We start from the raw sequence: 16,322 nt of genomic DNA, 5'->3' as shown, positions 1-16,322 counted from the left end.
CATGTCTCATGCGGCTTTCGCTTTTGTGGCGGGCATTTTTGCCAGCGCGTCGAGGAAGAAGGGGCGGAAGCCCTCGGGGTGTTCGCTCATCGGGAAGTGGCCGAGTTCGTCCATCACCGCCAGCGTGGCGCCGGGGATGGCGCGGGCGGTGCGGGCGGCGTCTTCGGGGGTGCAGGTCAGGTCGTAGGCGCCGACGAGGACATGCACCGGCGTGCGGCCCGTGTCGATCTGGCCAAGCCGCGCGATCAGGCTGTCGTCCTTCGTGTAGAACGACAGATCGCCCCGGAACACGCCCGGCCCGCTTTGCATGAACATCCACAGCGTGTTCCAGCGCTCGGCCTCCGGCGCGAAGGGCGAGATATTCGCCGAGACCAGCGCCGCGCCCATCTCGCCGCCATGGGCGTCGGGGCGGTGGAACCAGTCGATGTCATACCAGGCGGGCTGGAAATCGGAGGCCTCGATGGCGATGAACCCGCTGAACTTGTCCGGGTGCAGCGCCGCCAGTTGCAGCGCGATGCGTCCGCCCATGGAACAGCCCGCCAGAACCGGCCTGTCCAGCCCCAGCCCGCCCGCCACCGCCAGAACGGTTTCGATATAGGCTTCGGTGGTCAGCAGGTATTCCTGCGTCTCGAAGCCTTCGGGCGGCAGGGATTTGCCATGCCAGGGCATGTCGAAGGCGATCAGGCGGTTCGACGCGGTGACGGCGGCATCGGTCATCAGGTGACGCCACTGGCGCGTGTCGGCCCCGGCGGTGTGCAGGCAAAGGACGGGACGCCCCTGCCCCGCCTCTTCGAAATAGATGCGGCGGGGGGCGCCTTCGACGGGGACGGTCAGATACCGCCCGCAAATCGGCTCGATGCTCATGCGGCTTGCTCCTGTCTTGCGCGCGCGAGGCCCAGGACCTCCTTGAAGAAGCGCAGGTTCTTGACGAGGCTCAGGATGTCGCCGTCGATCCGGCCCCGGCCGATCTTGACCAGCCCGAACACGTCGTGAAAGCCGGGCGCGGGGCGCGGCTGCCAGAACTCGGCCAGGGCTTCAGCATCGGTGCGCAGGGCAAAGCGCCACGGCGTCTTGCGGCTGGGACCCTGTGCGACGGACGTGATCCGGCCCTTGTCGAAGGTCAGGTAGTACTCGTCCCCGTCCACCTCGATCAGCACCGTCTCGGAAAACAACCGCCCCAGCCGCAGCAGGTGCGGGGTGCGGTCCAGTTGCGACTGGATCTGCGTCAATGTCTCGATCACTTGGGCCTCCCTCGGATAACGCACCCCCCTGCTGCCACGGACGGACGGGCGTGCGCCATGCCGTGACGGGTATGGGGCGATACTGCGCCGGATCGTGCCCGCCGGTCACGGTATCAGCCGATACCGGCGCAGGCATTGGGTGACGGCCCGCGATCCGTCACACCAGATGCCAACGGGGCAGCCCGTCACCCCAGAGACCGCCAAGGAGGAGGAAACCCATGGGTATCGTCAATCAGGACAACATCACCGACGTCGTCATCGACAGCCTCGGCAAGTCCGGCCCGATCACCGAGCGCCAGCGCGAGATCATGACCGGCGTCATCAAGCACATGCACGCCTTCATCAAGGACGTGAAGCTGCAGCATTCCGAGTTCCTGGAGGCCTGCGCCTACCTCGAACGCGCCGGCAAGCTGTGCAACGACAACCGCCAGGAATTCATCCTGCTGGCCGACATCATCGGCGTCGAGGTGCTGGTCGACATGATGACCAACCCGGTTTCGGGCAACGCCTCGGAGTCCACTGTGCTCGGCCCGTTCTACCGGGAAAACCCGCCGGTGCTGCCCAAGGGGGCATCCACGATCCAGAAGCATTTCGACAACGAGGAAACCGCCTGGTTCGAGGGCTATATCCGCGACGAGAACGGCAACGGCATCGCCGGTGTGACGCTGGATGTCTGGGAAGACGCGCCGAACGGCATCTACGAGAACCTCGACCCCGACCAGCCGGAATACAACCTGCGCGGCCGCTTCGAGACCGACGAGACCGGACATTACGCCTTTGTCGCCGTGCGCCCGGTGCCCTACCCGATCCCCGAGGACGAGACCGCCGGCGAGCTGCTGCAGTTCATGGGTCACCACCCGAACCGCCCCGGCCACATGCACTTCATCATCTCCAAGGACGGCTACCGCCCGCTGATCAGCCAGATCTACGACGCCGACAGCGCCTGGCTCGACAACGACAGCGTCTTCGCCGTCAAGGAAAGCCTGATCGGCACGTTCAAGCCCGCCGCGCCGGAACTGGGCACCGACCTGCACTTCGAGTTCGACTTCATCCTGCAGACCGCCGCCGCCGAAAAGGCCATCGCCGCCGAGTAAGCCCGCGACCTCCCTGTGAACTGGCCCCCGCACAACGGGGGCCTTTTCCGTTTGAGCATAAACAACTTTGGCCTAACACTGGTCTGGCGTGGAGGAGCGCGAGACATGAACTTCAAACAATTGACCTATTTCATCGCGGTCGCCGAAGAACTGCATTTCGGCAGGGCGGCCGAACGGCTGGACATGGCGCAGCCGCCGCTGAGCCGGGCCATCAAGCAGTTCGAGGACGACCTGGGTGCGATCCTGTTCAACCGCGGTCGCAGTTCCATCAGCCTGACGCAGGCGGGGGAACGGCTGTTGACGCGGGGCAAGTCGATCCTCGCGCAGCTTGAAGACACGCAGCTTGAGGTCCGCCGCCTTGGTCAGGGCGCCGAAGGGCGTCTGCGGATCGGTTTCGTCGGATCGGCGACCTTCGGCATTTTGCCGATGATCGTGCGGTCCTATCGGGCCAATTTCCCGGATGTCAACCTCAGCCTGAACCCGATGAACAATGCCGATCTGCACCGGGCGCTGGTGTCGCGCGAACTGGACGTGGTCTTTGCCCGGCCAACACTCAAGGACCCGGAATTCCTGTCGAAACATCTGGTCGACGAAAAGCTGATCCTTGCCCTGCCGGACGTCGTCGACACCCAGTCGCGCACGGTGGCGCGGCTGGAACGGCTACAGGATCACCATCTGATCCTGTACCCCGAACGCCCCCGGCCCAGTTATGCGGACATGGTGCTGAAGGCCATCGAGGATGCGGGCTATTCGGCGCCGCTGCGCATCTGGTGCATGGATCTGCAAACCGCGCTCAGCCTCGTGGCGGTGGGCGAAGGCGTCTGCGTGGTGCCTGAATCCGTCGCCAGCGCGCCGCGCAAGGGCATGAAATTCCTCAAGATCGAACCGGAGATCGCCCGTACCGAACTCTCCGTCAATTACCGCGTCGACGAACAGGGGGTGCACGTCAAGAATTTCGTCGCCATCGCCCAGAAAGTCGCCCGGAAGGTCATCTGACCCTCCGGACCTGCCTTACACGCCCAGCCAGGTGTGCTGGGCGCCCTCGTCGGCGCGGATGTCCGCGGCGCTGCCGGTCCAGACCACCTGCCCCTTGCCGACCACCACCACGTCATCGGCCAAGGACGTGGCAAAGCCGAAATTCTGCTCGACCAGCACCATCGACAGGCCCTCGGCCTTGAGCCTTTGCAGCGTGTCGTGGATCAGCTTGACGATGATCGGGGCAAGGCCTTCGGTCGGCTCATCAAGGATCAGCAGGCGCGGGTTCATCAAGAGCGCCCGCGCGATGGCCAGCATCTGCTGTTCACCGCCCGACAGTTGCGTGCCGCCATTGTCCAGCCGTTCGCCCAGACGCGGGAACAGGTCCAGCACGCGGTCCATCGTCCAGTCGGGGTTGGCACCGCCAAAGCGTTTGGCCGCGATTTCAAGGTTCTCGCGCACTGTCAGCGAGGGAAAGATGTCGCGCGTTTCCGGCACATAGGCGATGCCGCTCTTGGCGACGTCGAAGGCGCGCGTCGGGATCGGCTTGCCGTCAAACGTGATCTGTCCCGCGCGCAGCGGCAACAGCCCCATGATGGTCTTGAGCGTGGTGGACTTCCCCGCGCCATTGCGCCCGAGGATCGCCATCACCCGCCCCGCCTGCGCCGTCAGGCTGAGCCCGTACAGAACCTGCGTTTCGCCATAGCCCGATTGGACCGCGTTCAGGTCAAGCATCTTCCCAACTCCCCAGATAGATTTCCTTGAGCAATTTCGACCCGCGCGCCGCCTCGGGCAGCCCGTCAAAGACGACCTCGCCATAGTTCAGCACGGTGATCGTGTCGGCCACGTCGAACGCCAGATCCATGTCATGTTCGATGATCAGCAGCGTCAGGTCTCGCGGCAGGTTGTTCAGCAGGTCGTGGAACCCCTTGGCCATCTCCGGGCCGACGCCGCTGGTCGGCTCGTCCATCAGCAGCACCAGCGGACGGGTGGCCAGCGCCACGCCGACCTCCAGTTGCCGCCGCACGCCATAGCTGATTTCCGACACCTTGGCATGCAGATAGGGCATCAGGCGGACCTGCTCGGCGACCTCGGTCACGATCTCGCGCACCTCGGGGCGGGTCAGGCTGTCGGACCACAGCCGCATGCCGTGCCCGGTATGAACGGCTGCGGCGAGACCAAGGTTCTGCTCGACGGTCAGCCCGTCGAACAGGGTGTTCTTCTGATAGCTGCGCGACAGGCCACGGCGTGCGCGTTTCGCGACGGGCAGCGCGGTCACGTCCTCGCCCGCAAGATGGACCGAACCGCCATTGGGCGTCAGTTCGCCCACCAGCAGGTTGAACAGCGTGGTCTTGCCTGCGCCGTTGGGGCCAAGGATCACGCGGCGTTCGCCCCGTTCCAGTTTCAACGAAACGTTGCGGGTGACATGGACGGCGCCAAAGCTTTTGTCCAGATTGCGGGTCTCAAGCATCGGATGCGACCTCCTCGGGGTCCTTGCGACGGGTGGCATCGTTCAGACGACGGTCCAGCACAGCGCCCCAGCGCGCCTCGACCCAGCCAAAGATGCCGTTGGCGCGGCTCATGACGACGGCGATCAGCAGGACGCCGACGGCGAGGTGCCAATAGGGCGTCACGGCGCTAAGCTCATGTTTCAGCACGACAAAGGCCGCCGCGCCCAGCATCGGACCAACCAGCGTGCCAAGCCCGCCGAGGATCACCACCACCAGCGCCTCGCCCGAGACGGTCCAGGACAGCAGACCGGGCGAGATATAAAGGATGTGCTGCGCGGCCAGCGCCCCTGCCAGCCCGGCGATCATGCCCGACAAGCCGAAGACATCGGCCTTGACGCGCCAGACGGTCAGACCCAGCGCGCGCATCCGCTGTTCGTTATGCATGACGCCGGACAGGCTGCGCCCAAGGCCCGACCGCAGGATCAGCACCGCCGCGCCATAGACCGCGCCCAGCACGGCGAGGCAGAACAGCGCGAAACTCCGGCTGTCGGTCAGGTCGAGGCCGATGGCGCTCAGGTCCAGGCGCTCGATGCCCCCAAGGCCGTCGTCACCGCCCAGCATGGGTGCTTCAAACACCCAGGAATAGGCCATCTGGCCAAAGGCCAGCGTCGCCATGATGAAATAGATGCCATGGCTTCGCGCACAGATCGCGCCCACGGCCCAGCCGATGGCCCCGGTCAGCGCCACGGCCCCCGCCATGGCAACCGATGGCGACAACCCGGCCTTGGCCGAGAGCGTCGCAAAGCCATAAGCCCCGACGCCCATCAGCGCGCCGTGGCACAGCGAGACCATGCCGCCAAAGCCCGCGACCATGTCCAGCGCCAGCACCAGCATGGCGAGGATCAGGATCTCTGTCAGGATTTCGAGACCGAAGTAATCCCCGGTCAGCGCCTGAAACAGCGCGCCCGCGGCCAGCAGGCAAAGGGTGATGTAGCGAAGCGGCGTATGATGGAACATGACGCTTATCCTTTCGCAGGGAACAGGCCCGTGGGCCGGATCACAAGGACCGCCGCCAGCAGGGCATAGATGAGGACAGAGGCCAGCCCGGGTGCCAGAACGGCCCCGAAGGTCTGCACGAAGCCGTAGATCAGCGATCCGGCGATGGCGCCTTGCAGCGACCCAAGCCCGCCGATGACGATGACGATCAGCGTCGGGATCAGGATCTGCAGGCCCATCTCGGGCGTGACGCTCAAGAGCGGCGCGGCGACGACGCCCGCCAGACCGGCCAGCGCGCAGCCGACGCAGAAGACGGTGAAGAACAGCCGTTCGACATTGATCCCAAGACAGGACGCCATCGCGTCATTGTCGACGCCCGCGCGGATCATCACACCCACTTGCGTGCGCGACAGGACGAATGCCAGCGCGGCAAAGATCGCAAGCCCCAGCGCGATCACGAACAGCCGGTAGGTCGGGTATTCGATGCCAAGGAAGGCCACCCGCCCCGACAGCAGCGCCGGTGCGTCCAGCGCCAGCGCCAGATCGCCCCAGAAGATGCGGGTCAAGTCCAGAAGCGCAAAGATCAGGCCAAAGGTCACCAGCACCTGCGCCATCGGCCCGGATTTGCGCATCCGCTGGATCAGCCCGGAATAGAGCAGCACACCCACCCCGGCGACAGCCACGGGAGCCAGAAAGAAGCCCAGCCAGTAGCCGCCCACGGCCGCCAGCGACGCGCCGAAATACGCCCCCATCGCATAGAGCGAGCCATGGGCGAGGTTCACGAAATGCATCAGGCCAAAGATCACGGTCAGCCCGATGGACAGCAGGAACAGCAGCATGGACAGTTGCAGCGCGTTCAGCGTTTGCAGCGTCCAGAAGCCGATATCGAAAGTCATGACGGTCTCCTCCCATCGAAAACGCCCGGCGGGATCTCCGCCGGGCGCATGGGTCAGTTGGTGGTGACGGCGGGCATGGCGCAGCCGTTCAGGGGATCGGCCTCGGCGGGCAGTTGCGCCAGCACCTTCTGGGTCAGGCCAGCCTCGCCCGCGACGGTCTCGTAGACGTAGATCGGCTGGACGAGGTTGTTGGTGGCCGGGTCGATGGCCAGCGTGCCCCGCGGCCCGTCAAAGCGGACCTGGCGCAGCGCCATGGCAAGGCTGTCGCGATCGGTCGCACCGGCCTTGACCGCCTCGACCAGAGCGCGGGCGCTGTCGAAGCCCTGCACCGCATATTCGGACGGCGCACGGCCCGTGGCGGCGGTGAAGGCCTCGGCAAAGGCGGTGTTGGCGGCGTTGTCGAGGGTCGGAACGTAATGCAGCGCGGTGATCACGCCCTCGGCGGCGGGGCCTTCGGCGTTCACATACAGCGGCGAGGTCAGGAAGCCCGCGCCATAGAGCGGCAGATCGGCCTTCAGCCCGAAGCTGTCATATTGCTTGACGAAGGCGATCGCCTCGCCGCCGGCATAGAAGACATAGACCGCGTCCGCGCCGCTGGCCTGCGCCTTGGCGAGGTAGGGGCCGAAATCCTGCGTCTTTTGGAACGGGGTAAACTCCTGCCCCACGATCTCGCCGCCCGCGGCGGTAAAGCCCGCGGCAAAGGCGTCGATCATCTGCCGACCGGCGGCGTAATCGGGCGCGAGGGTGAAGACCTTCTTCACGCCCTGCTCCGCCATCCAGGCACCCATCGGGCGGTTGATCTGTCTGTTCGAGAAGGACATGCGCGTGATGTAGGGCGAACAGGCCGCGCCCGTGGCCTCGTCGTTACCGGCGTTCGCCACGATCAGCGGCACCCCAGCACCGTCGATCATGTCGCGCACCGCGCCCAGAACGCCCGAACTGACGATGCCGGCCATGACGTCGACCTTGTCCTGCAGGATCAGCTTCTTTGCCTTGCCAAGCGCCACCGGCGGCTTGACCTCGGTATCCTCGCGGATGACCTCGAAGGTGGCGCCGCTGTCGGCGCCGAACTGCTCCAGCCCCAGCTGAAAGCCTGCCTCGATGTCATTGCCAAGCGCGGCATAGACGCCCGAGAAGGGCAGCAGCAGGCCGACTTTGATATCCTCGGCTGTGGCGGGCACAGCCATAGTGGTGGCGAACCCGAGGGCCGCCAGAATTGCGCGTTTCATATGTGATTTCCTCCAGTTGTGGACAGGCTCCCTCCGGACCTATCCGAGATCACCCCCACCAACCGGCACGGTAACGCCGGTGATGTACGAGGCCTCATCCGACGCCAGGAACAGGATCGGGCCTGCCTGTTCGTCGAGTGTTCCGTAGCGTTTCATGAACGAGGACTGGATCGTCTGGTCGACGATGGTCTTGTACCAGTCCTCGCGTTGTTCCTGTTCCGCGTTGGGGTTGCGGGGCACCACGCGCGGCGGCGCCTCGGTCCCGCCGGGAGCGGTGGCGACGACGCGGATGCCGCGCTCGGCCACTTCCCAGGCGAGGCTTGCCGTTATGGCGTTCACCCCGCCCTTCGCCGCCGCATAGGGCACGCGGTTCAGGCCCCGCGTCGCGATGGACGAGACGTTGACAATCACTCCCGCCTCCCGCGGCAGCATGTGATCCAGCGCGGCCCGGCAGCAATAGAGCGTCGGGAACAGTGACCGGCGCACCTCGGCGTCGATCTGCTGCGGCTCGTAATGCTCGAAGGGCTTGGCCCAGATCGTGCCGCCGACATTGTTCACCAGGATGTCTATCCGGCCCCAGAGGTCCACGGCCTTCTGCATCGCCTTCTCGCAGCCAGCCCAGGTCTCGAGGTTGACCGAGATCGCCTCGGCAGTGCCGCCGGCGGCGCGGATCGCCTTGACCACGTCCTTGCGAGCGGGCGAGCGGTCCACGATCAGGACCGTCGCGCCCTCACTGGCGGCGCGTTCCGCGACGCTGCGGCCGATGCCCTGCGCCGCGCCGGTCACGACCATGACCTTGTCGGCAAAGCGGGTCATGCCGCGGCCTTTTCTTCGGTCGGGTTAAACTTCTCGAAGTGGAAGCTCGCGGGCTGCACACCCAGCTTGCCGAAATGTGCGCGCACGGCGTCGACCATCGGCGGCGGGCCGCAGAGGTAGACATCGGCATCACCGTCGCACAGGTCATCCGCCGTCAGGTGATCGGTGACAAAGCCGGTGCGGGCGTGCTCGCCCTCGGCCAGAACGGTGATGACGGTGACGTTGCCGATGCTCTCGGCAAGGCGCTGAACGCGGTCCAGCTCCACCAGGTCGGCGGCGCGGGTCACGGCGTAGTAGAGCGTGATCGGATGGTCCGAGCCTTGCTCGGCCACCTGTTCCAGCATCGACAGGAAGGGCGCAAGGCCGGTGCCGCCCGCCAGCCACAGCTGGGCACGTTCGATCGGGCGCAGGTAGAAGGTGCCCATCGGGCCGGTCAGCGTCAACGCGTCGCCGGGCTGCGCGCGGTCCGCCAGATAGGTGCTCATGACGCCTCCGGGAAGGTTGCGGATCAGGAAGGTCGCCTCGTCCGCGCCGGGCGTAGATGAGAAGGAATAGGAGCGGTGCACCCCGGCCCCCGGCACGCTGACATTGACGTATTGGCCGGGCAGGAAGCCCACCGGCTTGGTCAGCTTGACCCGCAGGCCGAAGGACGTTTCCGACAGCTTGTCGACACCCAGAACCTCGGCATCGAAGGCCTCGGGGGCGGTCTTGCAGACGGCAGAGGACGCTGGCACCCGTAGCACGCAGTCGCTTTCGGGGATCATCTGGCAGGTCAGGACATAGCCCTGTTCCGCCTCTTCGACGCTCATGGACTCGTCCATGTAGAATTCCAGCTCGTACTCGCCCTTTTCGGCAAAGCACTTGCAGGTGCCGCAGACGCCGTCGCGGCAATCCATCGGCAGGTTGATCTTTTGCCGGAACGCCGCGTCCGTCACCTTTTCATCGTCATCGCATTGGATGACCCGGGTGACGCCGTCTTCGAAATTCAGGGCTACGGAATAGGTGGTCATGGCATGCTCCTCCCTTGTCCGCGCAGCCTGCCGGGCTGCGCGGGGGTTCTGTTCGGTCCGGTTTGACGGGGTCAGACGTGGTAGACGTCGATCACGTGGTGGATGTTGTCGTTCTTCAGCACCACCTTCTTGTCGCGGATCAGCGGACGCGGCCCGCTGACATCCAGCGTGTAGAAGGACGTGCCCCAGTGCTGGTCGGTGTCGCCGTAGCGATAGCTCAGCGTATGCCAGTTGAAGCGCAGTTTGATCTCGGCCCCCTCACGCGACAGGATCTCTATGCCCGACAGGTAGTGGTTGGTGCGCGGTTCCGGCAGCGAGGTGGCCGAGGAGCGGTCCGTCTTGATGCGGAAGACGCGATCCTCGATCCCCTGCTTGTTGGGGTAATACATCAGCGACATCTCGTTCTGCGGGTCTTCCGTCAGCGTGTCGAGATCGTCCCAGGTCGGCATCCAGAACGGGCAGTCCTTGTGGTAGAAGGTCAGCCAGGTGTCCCAGTCGCGGTCATCCAGCGCGCGCGCCTCGGCAAAGAGGAAGGCCTGGATGTCTTCGTAGCTGATCGTCTTGGTCTCGGGGCGGTCAAGCGTTGCGGTTGTCATTGTCTTTCCTCCTCACTCGGCTGCGACCGACGCCGCAGGCGCGGTTTCGCGTTCCTTGGCGATGGCGTCGCCCATGCGCTGCGACCAGTTGCTGTGCTGGATGACGAACAGGCCTTCGTCCTCGGTGCGGGCACCGGACAGGACCGGGTTGATCCCCAGCGCCTTGGCGTCTTCGTCCGGGCCTTCGATCCACTGGGTCGCGCCACGGGTCAGGTCATTCCACTTGGCGTGGGCAGCACCGGCATAGCCGCGCTGGGTTGCCCGGAATTCCTCGGTGTCATCCGGCGTCCCCATGCCGGAGGCGTTGAAGAAGTCCTCGTACTGGCGGATGCGGCGGGTGCGGGCTTCCTGGCTCTCACCCTTGGGCGCGATGCAGTAGATCGTGACCTCGGTCTTGTCGACGCTGACGGGCCGGAACACGCGGATCTGGCTGGAGAACTGGTCCATCAGGAAGACGTTGGGATAGAGGCACAGGTTGCGCAGCACGCCGACCATCCAGTCCGCCTTGGTCTTGCCGTGCTTCTGGGTCCATTCCTCAAGGCGCGGGTAGCCGGGGCGGTTGGTCGGGTCGGCCCATTCGGTCCACAGCAGGATGTGACCGTTTTCATAGGCGTGGAAGCCGCCCCGCTGTTTGGCCCATTTCGACGCATCGGTGGCCTTGATCGCGTCTTCCTTGCCATCGTCCGTTCGGTGCGCGGTGGTGGCGACATAGTTCCAGTGCACGGCAGAGACGTGATAGCCATCGGCACCGTTTTCGGCCTGCAGTTTCCAGTTGCCGTCATAGGTGTAGGTCGAGGACCCGCGCAGCACCTCGAGCCCTTCATCGGCCTGATCGACGATCATGTCGATCATCTTGCGGGCCTCGCCGAGATACTCTTCCAGGGGTTTCACATCGGCGTTGAGCGAGCCGAAGAGGAAGCCGCGATAGTTCTCGAACCGGGCGACCTTGGTAAGGTCGTGGCTGCCGTCCTTGTTGAACTGCTCGGGATAGCCCGCGCCCTTCGGGTCCTTCACCTTCAAAAGCTTGCCGGTGTTCGAGAAGGTCCAGCCGTGGAACGGGCAGGTGAACGTCTTCTGGTTGCGGCGTTTGAAGCGGCACAGCTGCGCGCCGCGGTGCGAACAGGCATTGACCAGCGCGTGCAACTCGCCGTCCTTGTCGCGGGTGATGACGACGGGCGTGCGGCCCATGGTCAGCGTGAAATAATCGCCCGGGTTCGGGATCTGGCTCTCATGCGCCATGTAGATCCAGTTGCCTTCGAAGATGTGCTTGATCTCAAGCTCGAAGAGTTCCTCGTCGGTGAAGATGTCCCGGCGACAACGGAAGACGCCGTTTTCCGGGTCATCCTGGATGGCGCCGTCGAGACGGGCCTCGAAATCGGTCAACTTGGCTTGGGTAAACATGTGTTTCCTCCTCCTGATGCGCCGGTTTGGCGCGCGTCGTGGTTATTCGCCTGCGATGGCGCGGGTGATCCGCGCGGTGTCTCGGCGGTAGAAAGCGATCTTGTCGGGATCGAGCGTGGCGCCGATGCCCACGCCCTTCGGGATCTCGACGCAAAAATCACGATAGGTGATAGGCTGGGTCAGGATCTCGTCGGTCAGCAGCAGCGGGCCGAACAGTTCGGTGCCCCATGCGAGATGGTCGACCGTGGCGAACAGCTGCAGCGCGGCGGCGGTGGACAGCGCGGTTTCCAGCATCGTTCCCCCATACAAGCCCAAACCGGCGGCCTGCCCGATGGCGATGACCTCGGAGGCGCGCTTCAAACCACCCGACTGGCCGATCTTGACGGCGAACACATCCGCCGCCCGGGCGGTGGCGACTTCCAGTGCATCCTCGGGGCCATTCAGCGCCTCGTCCGCCATCACCGCGATCTCGTAGTCGCGGGCCAGTTCGGCCATCCCGGCGCGGTCACGGGCGGGGATCGGCTGTTCGACCAGCTCGCACCCCGCGTCCTGAAGCCCCTTCAGGCCCCAGCGCGCATCCTGCAGGGACCATGCCGTGTTCACATCGACCCGGACGCTCGCAGCATCACCCACGGCGGCCTTGATCCGCGCCACATGGGCAACGTCGTCGCGCACGGACCGCTTGCCGATCTTCAATTTGAAGATGTTGTGGCGGCGGATTTCAATCATCTCCAGCGCTTCGGCGATATCCGTGTCGGAATTGCCCGAGGCCAGCGTCCACGCTACCGGCAGGCGGTCATGCACCGCGCCGCCGAACAGTTGCGAGACCGGCACACCCAGGCGCTTGCCCAGGCCGTCCCACAGCGCGATTTCCACGGCAGTCTTGGCGATGCGGTTGGCCTTGACCAGCTTGTCGATCAGCTGGATCGCGCCGTTCACGTCATCCGCATCGCGGCCGATCAGAGCGGGCGCGATATAGGTGTCGATGGCGGACTGGATGCTCTCCGGGCTTTCCGCACCGTAGCTGAGACCGCCGATCGTGGTACCTTCGCCCACCCCGGTCGAGCCGTCGGAAAAGCGGATCGTGACCAGCACGGCGGTCTGCGTGCGCATCGTTGCCATGGACAGCACGTGGCCCCGGATGGTCGGGATATCGAGGATCAGGGTCTCGATCTGGTCGATCTTGGTCACGGTGGTCATTCCATCTGCATGTTTCGTTGACATCCAGATGCCCTCTCGACGCGGATTCTGTCGATGATGGCTGGGGTCTCGGGTGATACCCTCGGGAGTCATCCTTGTGCCCAACCCCGGAACGCGAACGGGCGCCGCACATGGCGACGCCCGATAGATCCTTGATGCAGTTCAGCCTTTTGGGCTCAGAACTCGACCTCGATGGCGATGCCCTGCGCAATGGCGCGGTCCACCACCGCCGAGGCGGCGGCCAGATCCTGAAGCCCAACGCCCGTCCCGTCGAACAGTGTGATCTGCGTGTCCGAAACCCGCCCCGGATGCGTGCCGTTGATCACCGCGCCGATCTCGATGATGTCGGTCTGTGCGATCAGCCCCTGCGCCACCGCGTGCTGCGCCTCGCCGATGGTGACGCTTTGCGCCACTTCATCAGTGAACACCGTGGCCCGCATCAGCAAGGCCGTCTCGACCTCCTGTTTGCCCTTGGTGTCGGTGCCCATGCAAGCCAGATGACAGCCGGGCGAGACATGCTCCGCCATGAGCGTCGGCGCAAAGGAGGAGGTGATCGTCACAATCACATCCGCTTCCCGCATCCCCTCCAGCGGGACCGATTCGAACGGGACGCCGGCTTCTTCGGCAACCACCCGCAAACTGTCCAGCCGCGTCGCGCTCCGGTTCCAGGCGATCACCTTTTCGAACGGGCGCTGTTCCAGCGCGGCGCGTAACTGGAACGTCGCCTGGTGCCCCGCGCCGATCATCCCCAGCACCCGCGCGTCCGGTCGTGCCAGATGCCGGATCGACACCGAGGATGCCGCCGCCGTGCGCAGCGCCGTCAACAGGTTGCCCCCGACCATCGCCGTAGGCTGGCCCGTGTCGGGATCGAACAGGAACACCGTCGACTGGTGATTGATCAGCCCCCGGCGGTCCATGTTGTGCGGCCAGTAGCCCCCGGCCTTCAGCCCCAGCACCTGGCCTGCGCCATCGAAGCCGCCCTTGAACCCGTAGAGCGCGTCCTCGTGCCCCAGGGCTTCGCGCACCACGGGAAAGTTGCGCGCCGCCCCCGCCGCCATCGCGGCAAAAACCTGTTCGACGGCGTCGAACGCCGCCTCGCGGGTCATCAGATCGGCGATGACCCGTTCCGGTACGATCCACATGATATGGTGTCCTTCAAACTGCGACGCCCACCCAAGACGTCATCCGGGACCGAGTCCCTGCTTCTTCTTGGTGCAAATACCCCGGGGAGAGCGAGGGGCTGGCCCCTCGCACCCCCTGTCGGCGCTCAATAGGCCTTGCCGCGGGCCGAAACAGGCCAGACGCATTCGACCTTGCCGTTTCGAACACCGACGTACCAGTCGTGGACATTGGCGGTCGGGTCGCAATGACCGGGCACGAGGCGCAGCTTTTCACCCACCTTCAGCACGGCATTCGGATCGGCAATCACACCATGCTCGTCCGAGCATTTGACATATTCCACGTCGTCGCGCCCGTAGATGACCGGCAGGCCGCTGTCGACGGATTGCGCCTTGAGACCGGCGTCGCAGATCGCCTTGTCGGGCTTGGCGTGGCTCATCACGCTGGTCAGGATGAAGAACGCGTTTTCCCATTCGCCCGCGTCGATGCGCTGGCCGTCCTTGTCCAGAATGCGGCCGTAATCCGCGTCCATGAAGGCGTAGGACCCGCATTGCAGTTCGTTATACAGGCCGGAAGTCGACTCGAAGCAATAGGACCCGGTGCCACCACCCGACACCAGATCGGTGTCGATCCCTTCGGCCTTCAGCGCGTCGACCGCGTCCTGCACCTGCGCGATGGCCGCGTCGATCCTGGCCTTGCGCGCGCCGAAATCGTCCATGTGCTGCATCGCGCCCTGATAGGCCTGAATCCCGCGATAAATCAGGTTGCCCGCCGCGACGGCCGCCTTTGCGATCTCGACCACCGCAGGCGTGGTGGTTACGCCGCAGCGCCCCGCGCCGCAGTCGATTTCCACGAAGACGCCAAGGGTCGTGCCTGCCGTGACCGCCGCCGCCGACAGGTCGGCAATATTGGCGACGTCATCCACGCAAACGATCACCTCGCCGCCGCTGATCTTCGGCAGCTGCGCCAGCCGCGCGATCTTGGCCGGGTCGCGCACCTGGTTCGACACGAGGATTTCCTTGATACCCGCGCGGGCAAAGACCTCGGCTTCGGACACTTTCTGGCAGCAGACGCCGATCGCGCCGCCCAGATCCATCTGAAGCTTCAGCACGTCCACCGACTTGTGCATCTTGCCGTGCGCCCGATGGCGCATTCCGTGCGCCTTGGCATAATCGCCCATCTTGCGGACGTTGCGCTCCAGCGCGTCGAGGTCCAGCACCAGCGCGGGGGTCTGGATGTCGGCGGCGTCCATGCCGGGCTTGGCCGGAATGTCATAACCCACCTCGTAGAGGTCGAAATTGGTCAGGTCTTTCATCGGAAATCTCCTCAGCCCATCCAGGGCAATTTATCCAGATCGACGTTTCCGCCGGTGATGATGATGCCCACGCGCTTGCCGCGGAAGGCGTCGGGGTTCTTCAGGATGGTGGCCAGGGGCACCGCGCTCGACGGTTCCATGACGATGCGCAGATGTTTCCAGATCAGCTTCATCGCGTCGACGATTTCCGGATCGGAGGCCGTGTAGATCTCGCTCACGTGGGTCCGGACGAAGTGCCATGTCAGGTCCTTGAGTGGCACCAACAGCCCGTCCGCGATGGTCTTCGGCGCGTCATCGGCGATGATGTGCCCCGCCTTGAAGCTGCGAAACGCGTCGTCCGCCTGTTCCGGTTCCGCCGCGATGACTTGGCATTCGGGGGCGAGCGTCGCCAGCGTCAGGCAGGTGCCCGAGATCATGCCGCCGCCGCCGATCGGCGCGACCACCATGTCCAGCCCGTCGGTCTGCTCCATGAACTCCTTGGAACAGGTGCCCTGCCCCGCGATCACACGCGGATCGTTGTAGGGATGGACGAAGTCGCCGCCTGTCCGGGCCTGCACCTCTGCAAAGGTCGCCTCCCGGCTGCTCGTCGACGGCTCGCATTCCGTGATCACGCCGCCGTAGCGCCGCACCGTGTCCTTCTTGGCCTGCGGCGCGGTGCGCGGCATGACGACGTTGCAGGGAATGCCCCGCAGCATGGCCGCGTAGCTGAGGCAGGACGCATGGTTGCCGCTGGAATGCGTCGCCACGCCCTTGGCCGCCCGCGCGTCGTCCAGCCCGAAGACCGCGTTGCAGGCCCCGCGCACCTTGAAGGCGCCGGGTTCCTGGAAGTTCTCGCATTTGAAGAAAAGCTGACAGCCGGCCAGATCGTTCAGGTAATCCGAGACCCGCACCGGCGTGCGCCGGATATGCGGCTTGATCCGTCCATGCGCGGCAAGCATGTCGTCATAGGTCGGGATGTCCAGAAGGTCCTTCATGCCGCGGCC

General features: G+C 65.1%; 17 protein-coding genes. 2 read left to right on the top strand and 15 right to left on the bottom strand.

Translation table 11 applies throughout. The features are described 5' to 3' along the window. Positions 1-6: 6 nt before the first annotated feature. Entirely contained in the window at positions 7-864 is an 858-nt protein-coding gene (locus ACP159_RS25410; protein WP_425101907.1) for an alpha/beta fold hydrolase, read from the bottom strand. Next, on the bottom strand, positions 861-1,241 hold the full coding sequence (locus ACP159_RS25405) for a hypothetical protein (protein WP_425101906.1): 381 nt from the start codon (positions 1,239-1,241) through the stop codon (positions 861-863). Before ACP159_RS25405 ends, ACP159_RS25410 begins: the two co-directional genes overlap by 4 nt. A gap of 218 nt (positions 1,242-1,459) precedes the next feature. Between ACP159_RS25405 and ACP159_RS25400 the strand changes: the two genes are divergently transcribed. Next, positions 1,460-2,335 (top strand): dioxygenase, encoded by an 876-nt coding sequence (locus ACP159_RS25400; RefSeq protein ID WP_425101905.1) that lies wholly within the window; start codon positions 1,460-1,462, stop codon positions 2,333-2,335. Positions 2,336-2,440: 105 nt separating this feature from the next. Next, positions 2,441-3,331 carry a LysR family transcriptional regulator gene (locus tag ACP159_RS25395; protein ID WP_425102477.1) on the top strand — a complete coding sequence of 297 codons (891 nt, stop codon included), beginning with the start codon at positions 2,441-2,443 and terminating at the stop codon, positions 3,329-3,331. Positions 3,332-3,346: 15 nt separating this feature from the next. Here the strand turns inward: ACP159_RS25395 and ACP159_RS25390 are convergent, their stop codons facing one another. The 13 genes from ACP159_RS25390 to bhcB all read right to left on the bottom strand — a co-directional run bounded on the left by ACP159_RS25390 (position 3,347) and on the right by bhcB (position 16,313). Further along, on the bottom strand, positions 3,347-4,045 hold the full coding sequence (locus ACP159_RS25390; protein WP_425102476.1) for an ABC transporter ATP-binding protein: 699 nt from the start codon (positions 4,043-4,045) through the stop codon (positions 3,347-3,349). Next, complete coding sequence (locus tag ACP159_RS25385) at positions 4,038-4,781, bottom strand: ABC transporter ATP-binding protein (RefSeq protein ID WP_425102475.1); 744 nt, start codon at positions 4,779-4,781, stop codon at positions 4,038-4,040. Before ACP159_RS25385 ends, ACP159_RS25390 begins: the two co-directional genes overlap by 8 nt. Further along, positions 4,774-5,778: a branched-chain amino acid ABC transporter permease gene (locus ACP159_RS25380; protein WP_425102474.1), complete on the bottom strand. Its 1,005-nt coding sequence runs from the start codon at positions 5,776-5,778 to the stop codon at positions 4,774-4,776. The genes ACP159_RS25385 and ACP159_RS25380 overlap by 8 nt, the downstream gene beginning before the upstream one ends. A 5-nt stretch (positions 5,779-5,783) precedes the next feature. Beyond that, complete coding sequence (locus tag ACP159_RS25375) at positions 5,784-6,653, bottom strand: branched-chain amino acid ABC transporter permease (protein ID WP_425102473.1); 870 nt, start codon at positions 6,651-6,653, stop codon at positions 5,784-5,786. A 53-nt stretch (positions 6,654-6,706) separates the two neighbouring features. Further along, positions 6,707-7,882, bottom strand: coding sequence for an ABC transporter substrate-binding protein (locus ACP159_RS25370; protein WP_425102472.1), 1,176 nt, complete (start codon positions 7,880-7,882; stop codon positions 6,707-6,709). A 39-nt stretch (positions 7,883-7,921) separates the two neighbouring features. Beyond that, positions 7,922-8,698: a benzoate diol dehydrogenase BenD gene (gene benD, locus ACP159_RS25365; RefSeq protein ID WP_425102471.1), complete on the bottom strand. Its 777-nt coding sequence runs from the start codon at positions 8,696-8,698 to the stop codon at positions 7,922-7,924. Further along, positions 8,695-9,708: a benzoate 1,2-dioxygenase electron transfer component BenC gene (gene benC, locus ACP159_RS25360; protein WP_425102470.1), complete on the bottom strand. Its 1,014-nt coding sequence runs from the start codon at positions 9,706-9,708 to the stop codon at positions 8,695-8,697. Before benC ends, benD begins: the two co-directional genes overlap by 4 nt. 71 nt (positions 9,709-9,779) lie before the next feature. Next, entirely contained in the window at positions 9,780-10,304 is a 525-nt protein-coding gene (benB, locus tag ACP159_RS25355; protein ID WP_425102469.1) for a benzoate 1,2-dioxygenase small subunit, read from the bottom strand. Between the two features lie 12 nt (positions 10,305-10,316). Then, the gene (gene benA / locus ACP159_RS25350; protein WP_425102468.1) at positions 10,317-11,705 is read right to left on the bottom strand and encodes a benzoate 1,2-dioxygenase large subunit; all 1,389 of its coding nucleotides are present in this window, start codon (positions 11,703-11,705) and stop codon (positions 10,317-10,319) included. Positions 11,706-11,747: 42 nt separating this feature from the next. Next, on the bottom strand, positions 11,748-12,905 hold the full coding sequence (locus ACP159_RS25345; protein WP_425102467.1) for a muconate/chloromuconate family cycloisomerase: 1,158 nt from the start codon (positions 12,903-12,905) through the stop codon (positions 11,748-11,750). A 176-nt stretch (positions 12,906-13,081) separates the two neighbouring features. Further along, positions 13,082-14,047 carry an iminosuccinate reductase BhcD gene (gene bhcD / locus ACP159_RS25340; protein WP_425102466.1) on the bottom strand — a complete coding sequence of 322 codons (966 nt, stop codon included), beginning with the start codon at positions 14,045-14,047 and terminating at the stop codon, positions 13,082-13,084. A gap of 125 nt (positions 14,048-14,172) precedes the next feature. Continuing rightward, the gene (gene bhcC / locus ACP159_RS25335; RefSeq protein WP_425097552.1) at positions 14,173-15,339 is read right to left on the bottom strand and encodes a 3-hydroxy-D-aspartate aldolase BhcC; all 1,167 of its coding nucleotides are present in this window, start codon (positions 15,337-15,339) and stop codon (positions 14,173-14,175) included. Between the two features lie 11 nt (positions 15,340-15,350). After that, complete coding sequence (bhcB, locus tag ACP159_RS25330; RefSeq protein WP_425098181.1) at positions 15,351-16,313, bottom strand: beta-hydroxyaspartate dehydratase BhcB; 963 nt, start codon at positions 16,311-16,313, stop codon at positions 15,351-15,353. Positions 16,314-16,322: the final 9 nt, after the last annotated feature.

Source organism: Tropicibacter sp. S64 (assembly GCF_049803835.1).
Classification (GTDB): domain Bacteria; phylum Pseudomonadota; class Alphaproteobacteria; order Rhodobacterales; family Rhodobacteraceae; genus Pacificoceanicola.
This window is presented reverse-complemented; position numbering and strand designations above follow the sequence as displayed.

What these genes read in the sequence shown, in the direction of transcription:
- benC (WP_425102470.1), bottom strand. Translation starts at nt 9,708, where the DNA reads ATGACCACCTATTCCGTAGCCCTGAATTTCGAAGACGGCGTCACCCGG.
- bhcB (WP_425098181.1), bottom strand. Translation starts at nt 16,313, where the DNA reads ATGAAGGACCTTCTGGACATCCCGACCTATGACGACATGCTTGCCGCG.
- ACP159_RS25390 (WP_425102476.1), bottom strand. Translation starts at nt 4,045, where the DNA reads ATGCTTGACCTGAACGCGGTCCAATCGGGCTATGGCGAAACGCAGGTT.
- ACP159_RS25410 (WP_425101907.1), bottom strand. Translation starts at nt 864, where the DNA reads ATGAGCATCGAGCCGATTTGCGGGCGGTATCTGACCGTCCCCGTCGAA.
- ACP159_RS25380 (WP_425102474.1), bottom strand. Translation starts at nt 5,778, where the DNA reads ATGTTCCATCATACGCCGCTTCGCTACATCACCCTTTGCCTGCTGGCC.
- ACP159_RS25370 (WP_425102472.1), bottom strand. Translation starts at nt 7,882, where the DNA reads ATGAAACGCGCAATTCTGGCGGCCCTCGGGTTCGCCACCACTATGGCT.
- bhcD (WP_425102466.1), bottom strand. Translation starts at nt 14,047, where the DNA reads ATGTGGATCGTACCGGAACGGGTCATCGCCGATCTGATGACCCGCGAG.
- bhcC (WP_425097552.1), bottom strand. Translation starts at nt 15,339, where the DNA reads ATGAAAGACCTGACCAATTTCGACCTCTACGAGGTGGGTTATGACATT.
- ACP159_RS25345 (WP_425102467.1), bottom strand. Translation starts at nt 12,905, where the DNA reads ATGACCACCGTGACCAAGATCGACCAGATCGAGACCCTGATCCTCGAT.
- benD (WP_425102471.1), bottom strand. Translation starts at nt 8,698, where the DNA reads ATGACCCGCTTTGCCGACAAGGTCATGGTCGTGACCGGCGCGGCGCAG.
- ACP159_RS25375 (WP_425102473.1), bottom strand. Translation starts at nt 6,653, where the DNA reads ATGACTTTCGATATCGGCTTCTGGACGCTGCAAACGCTGAACGCGCTG.
- ACP159_RS25385 (WP_425102475.1), bottom strand. Translation starts at nt 4,781, where the DNA reads ATGCTTGAGACCCGCAATCTGGACAAAAGCTTTGGCGCCGTCCATGTC.
- ACP159_RS25395 (WP_425102477.1), top strand. Translation starts at nt 2,441, where the DNA reads ATGAACTTCAAACAATTGACCTATTTCATCGCGGTCGCCGAAGAACTG.
- benA (WP_425102468.1), bottom strand. Translation starts at nt 11,705, where the DNA reads ATGTTTACCCAAGCCAAGTTGACCGATTTCGAGGCCCGTCTCGACGGC.
- benB (WP_425102469.1), bottom strand. Translation starts at nt 10,304, where the DNA reads ATGACAACCGCAACGCTTGACCGCCCCGAGACCAAGACGATCAGCTAC.
- ACP159_RS25400 (WP_425101905.1), top strand. Translation starts at nt 1,460, where the DNA reads ATGGGTATCGTCAATCAGGACAACATCACCGACGTCGTCATCGACAGC.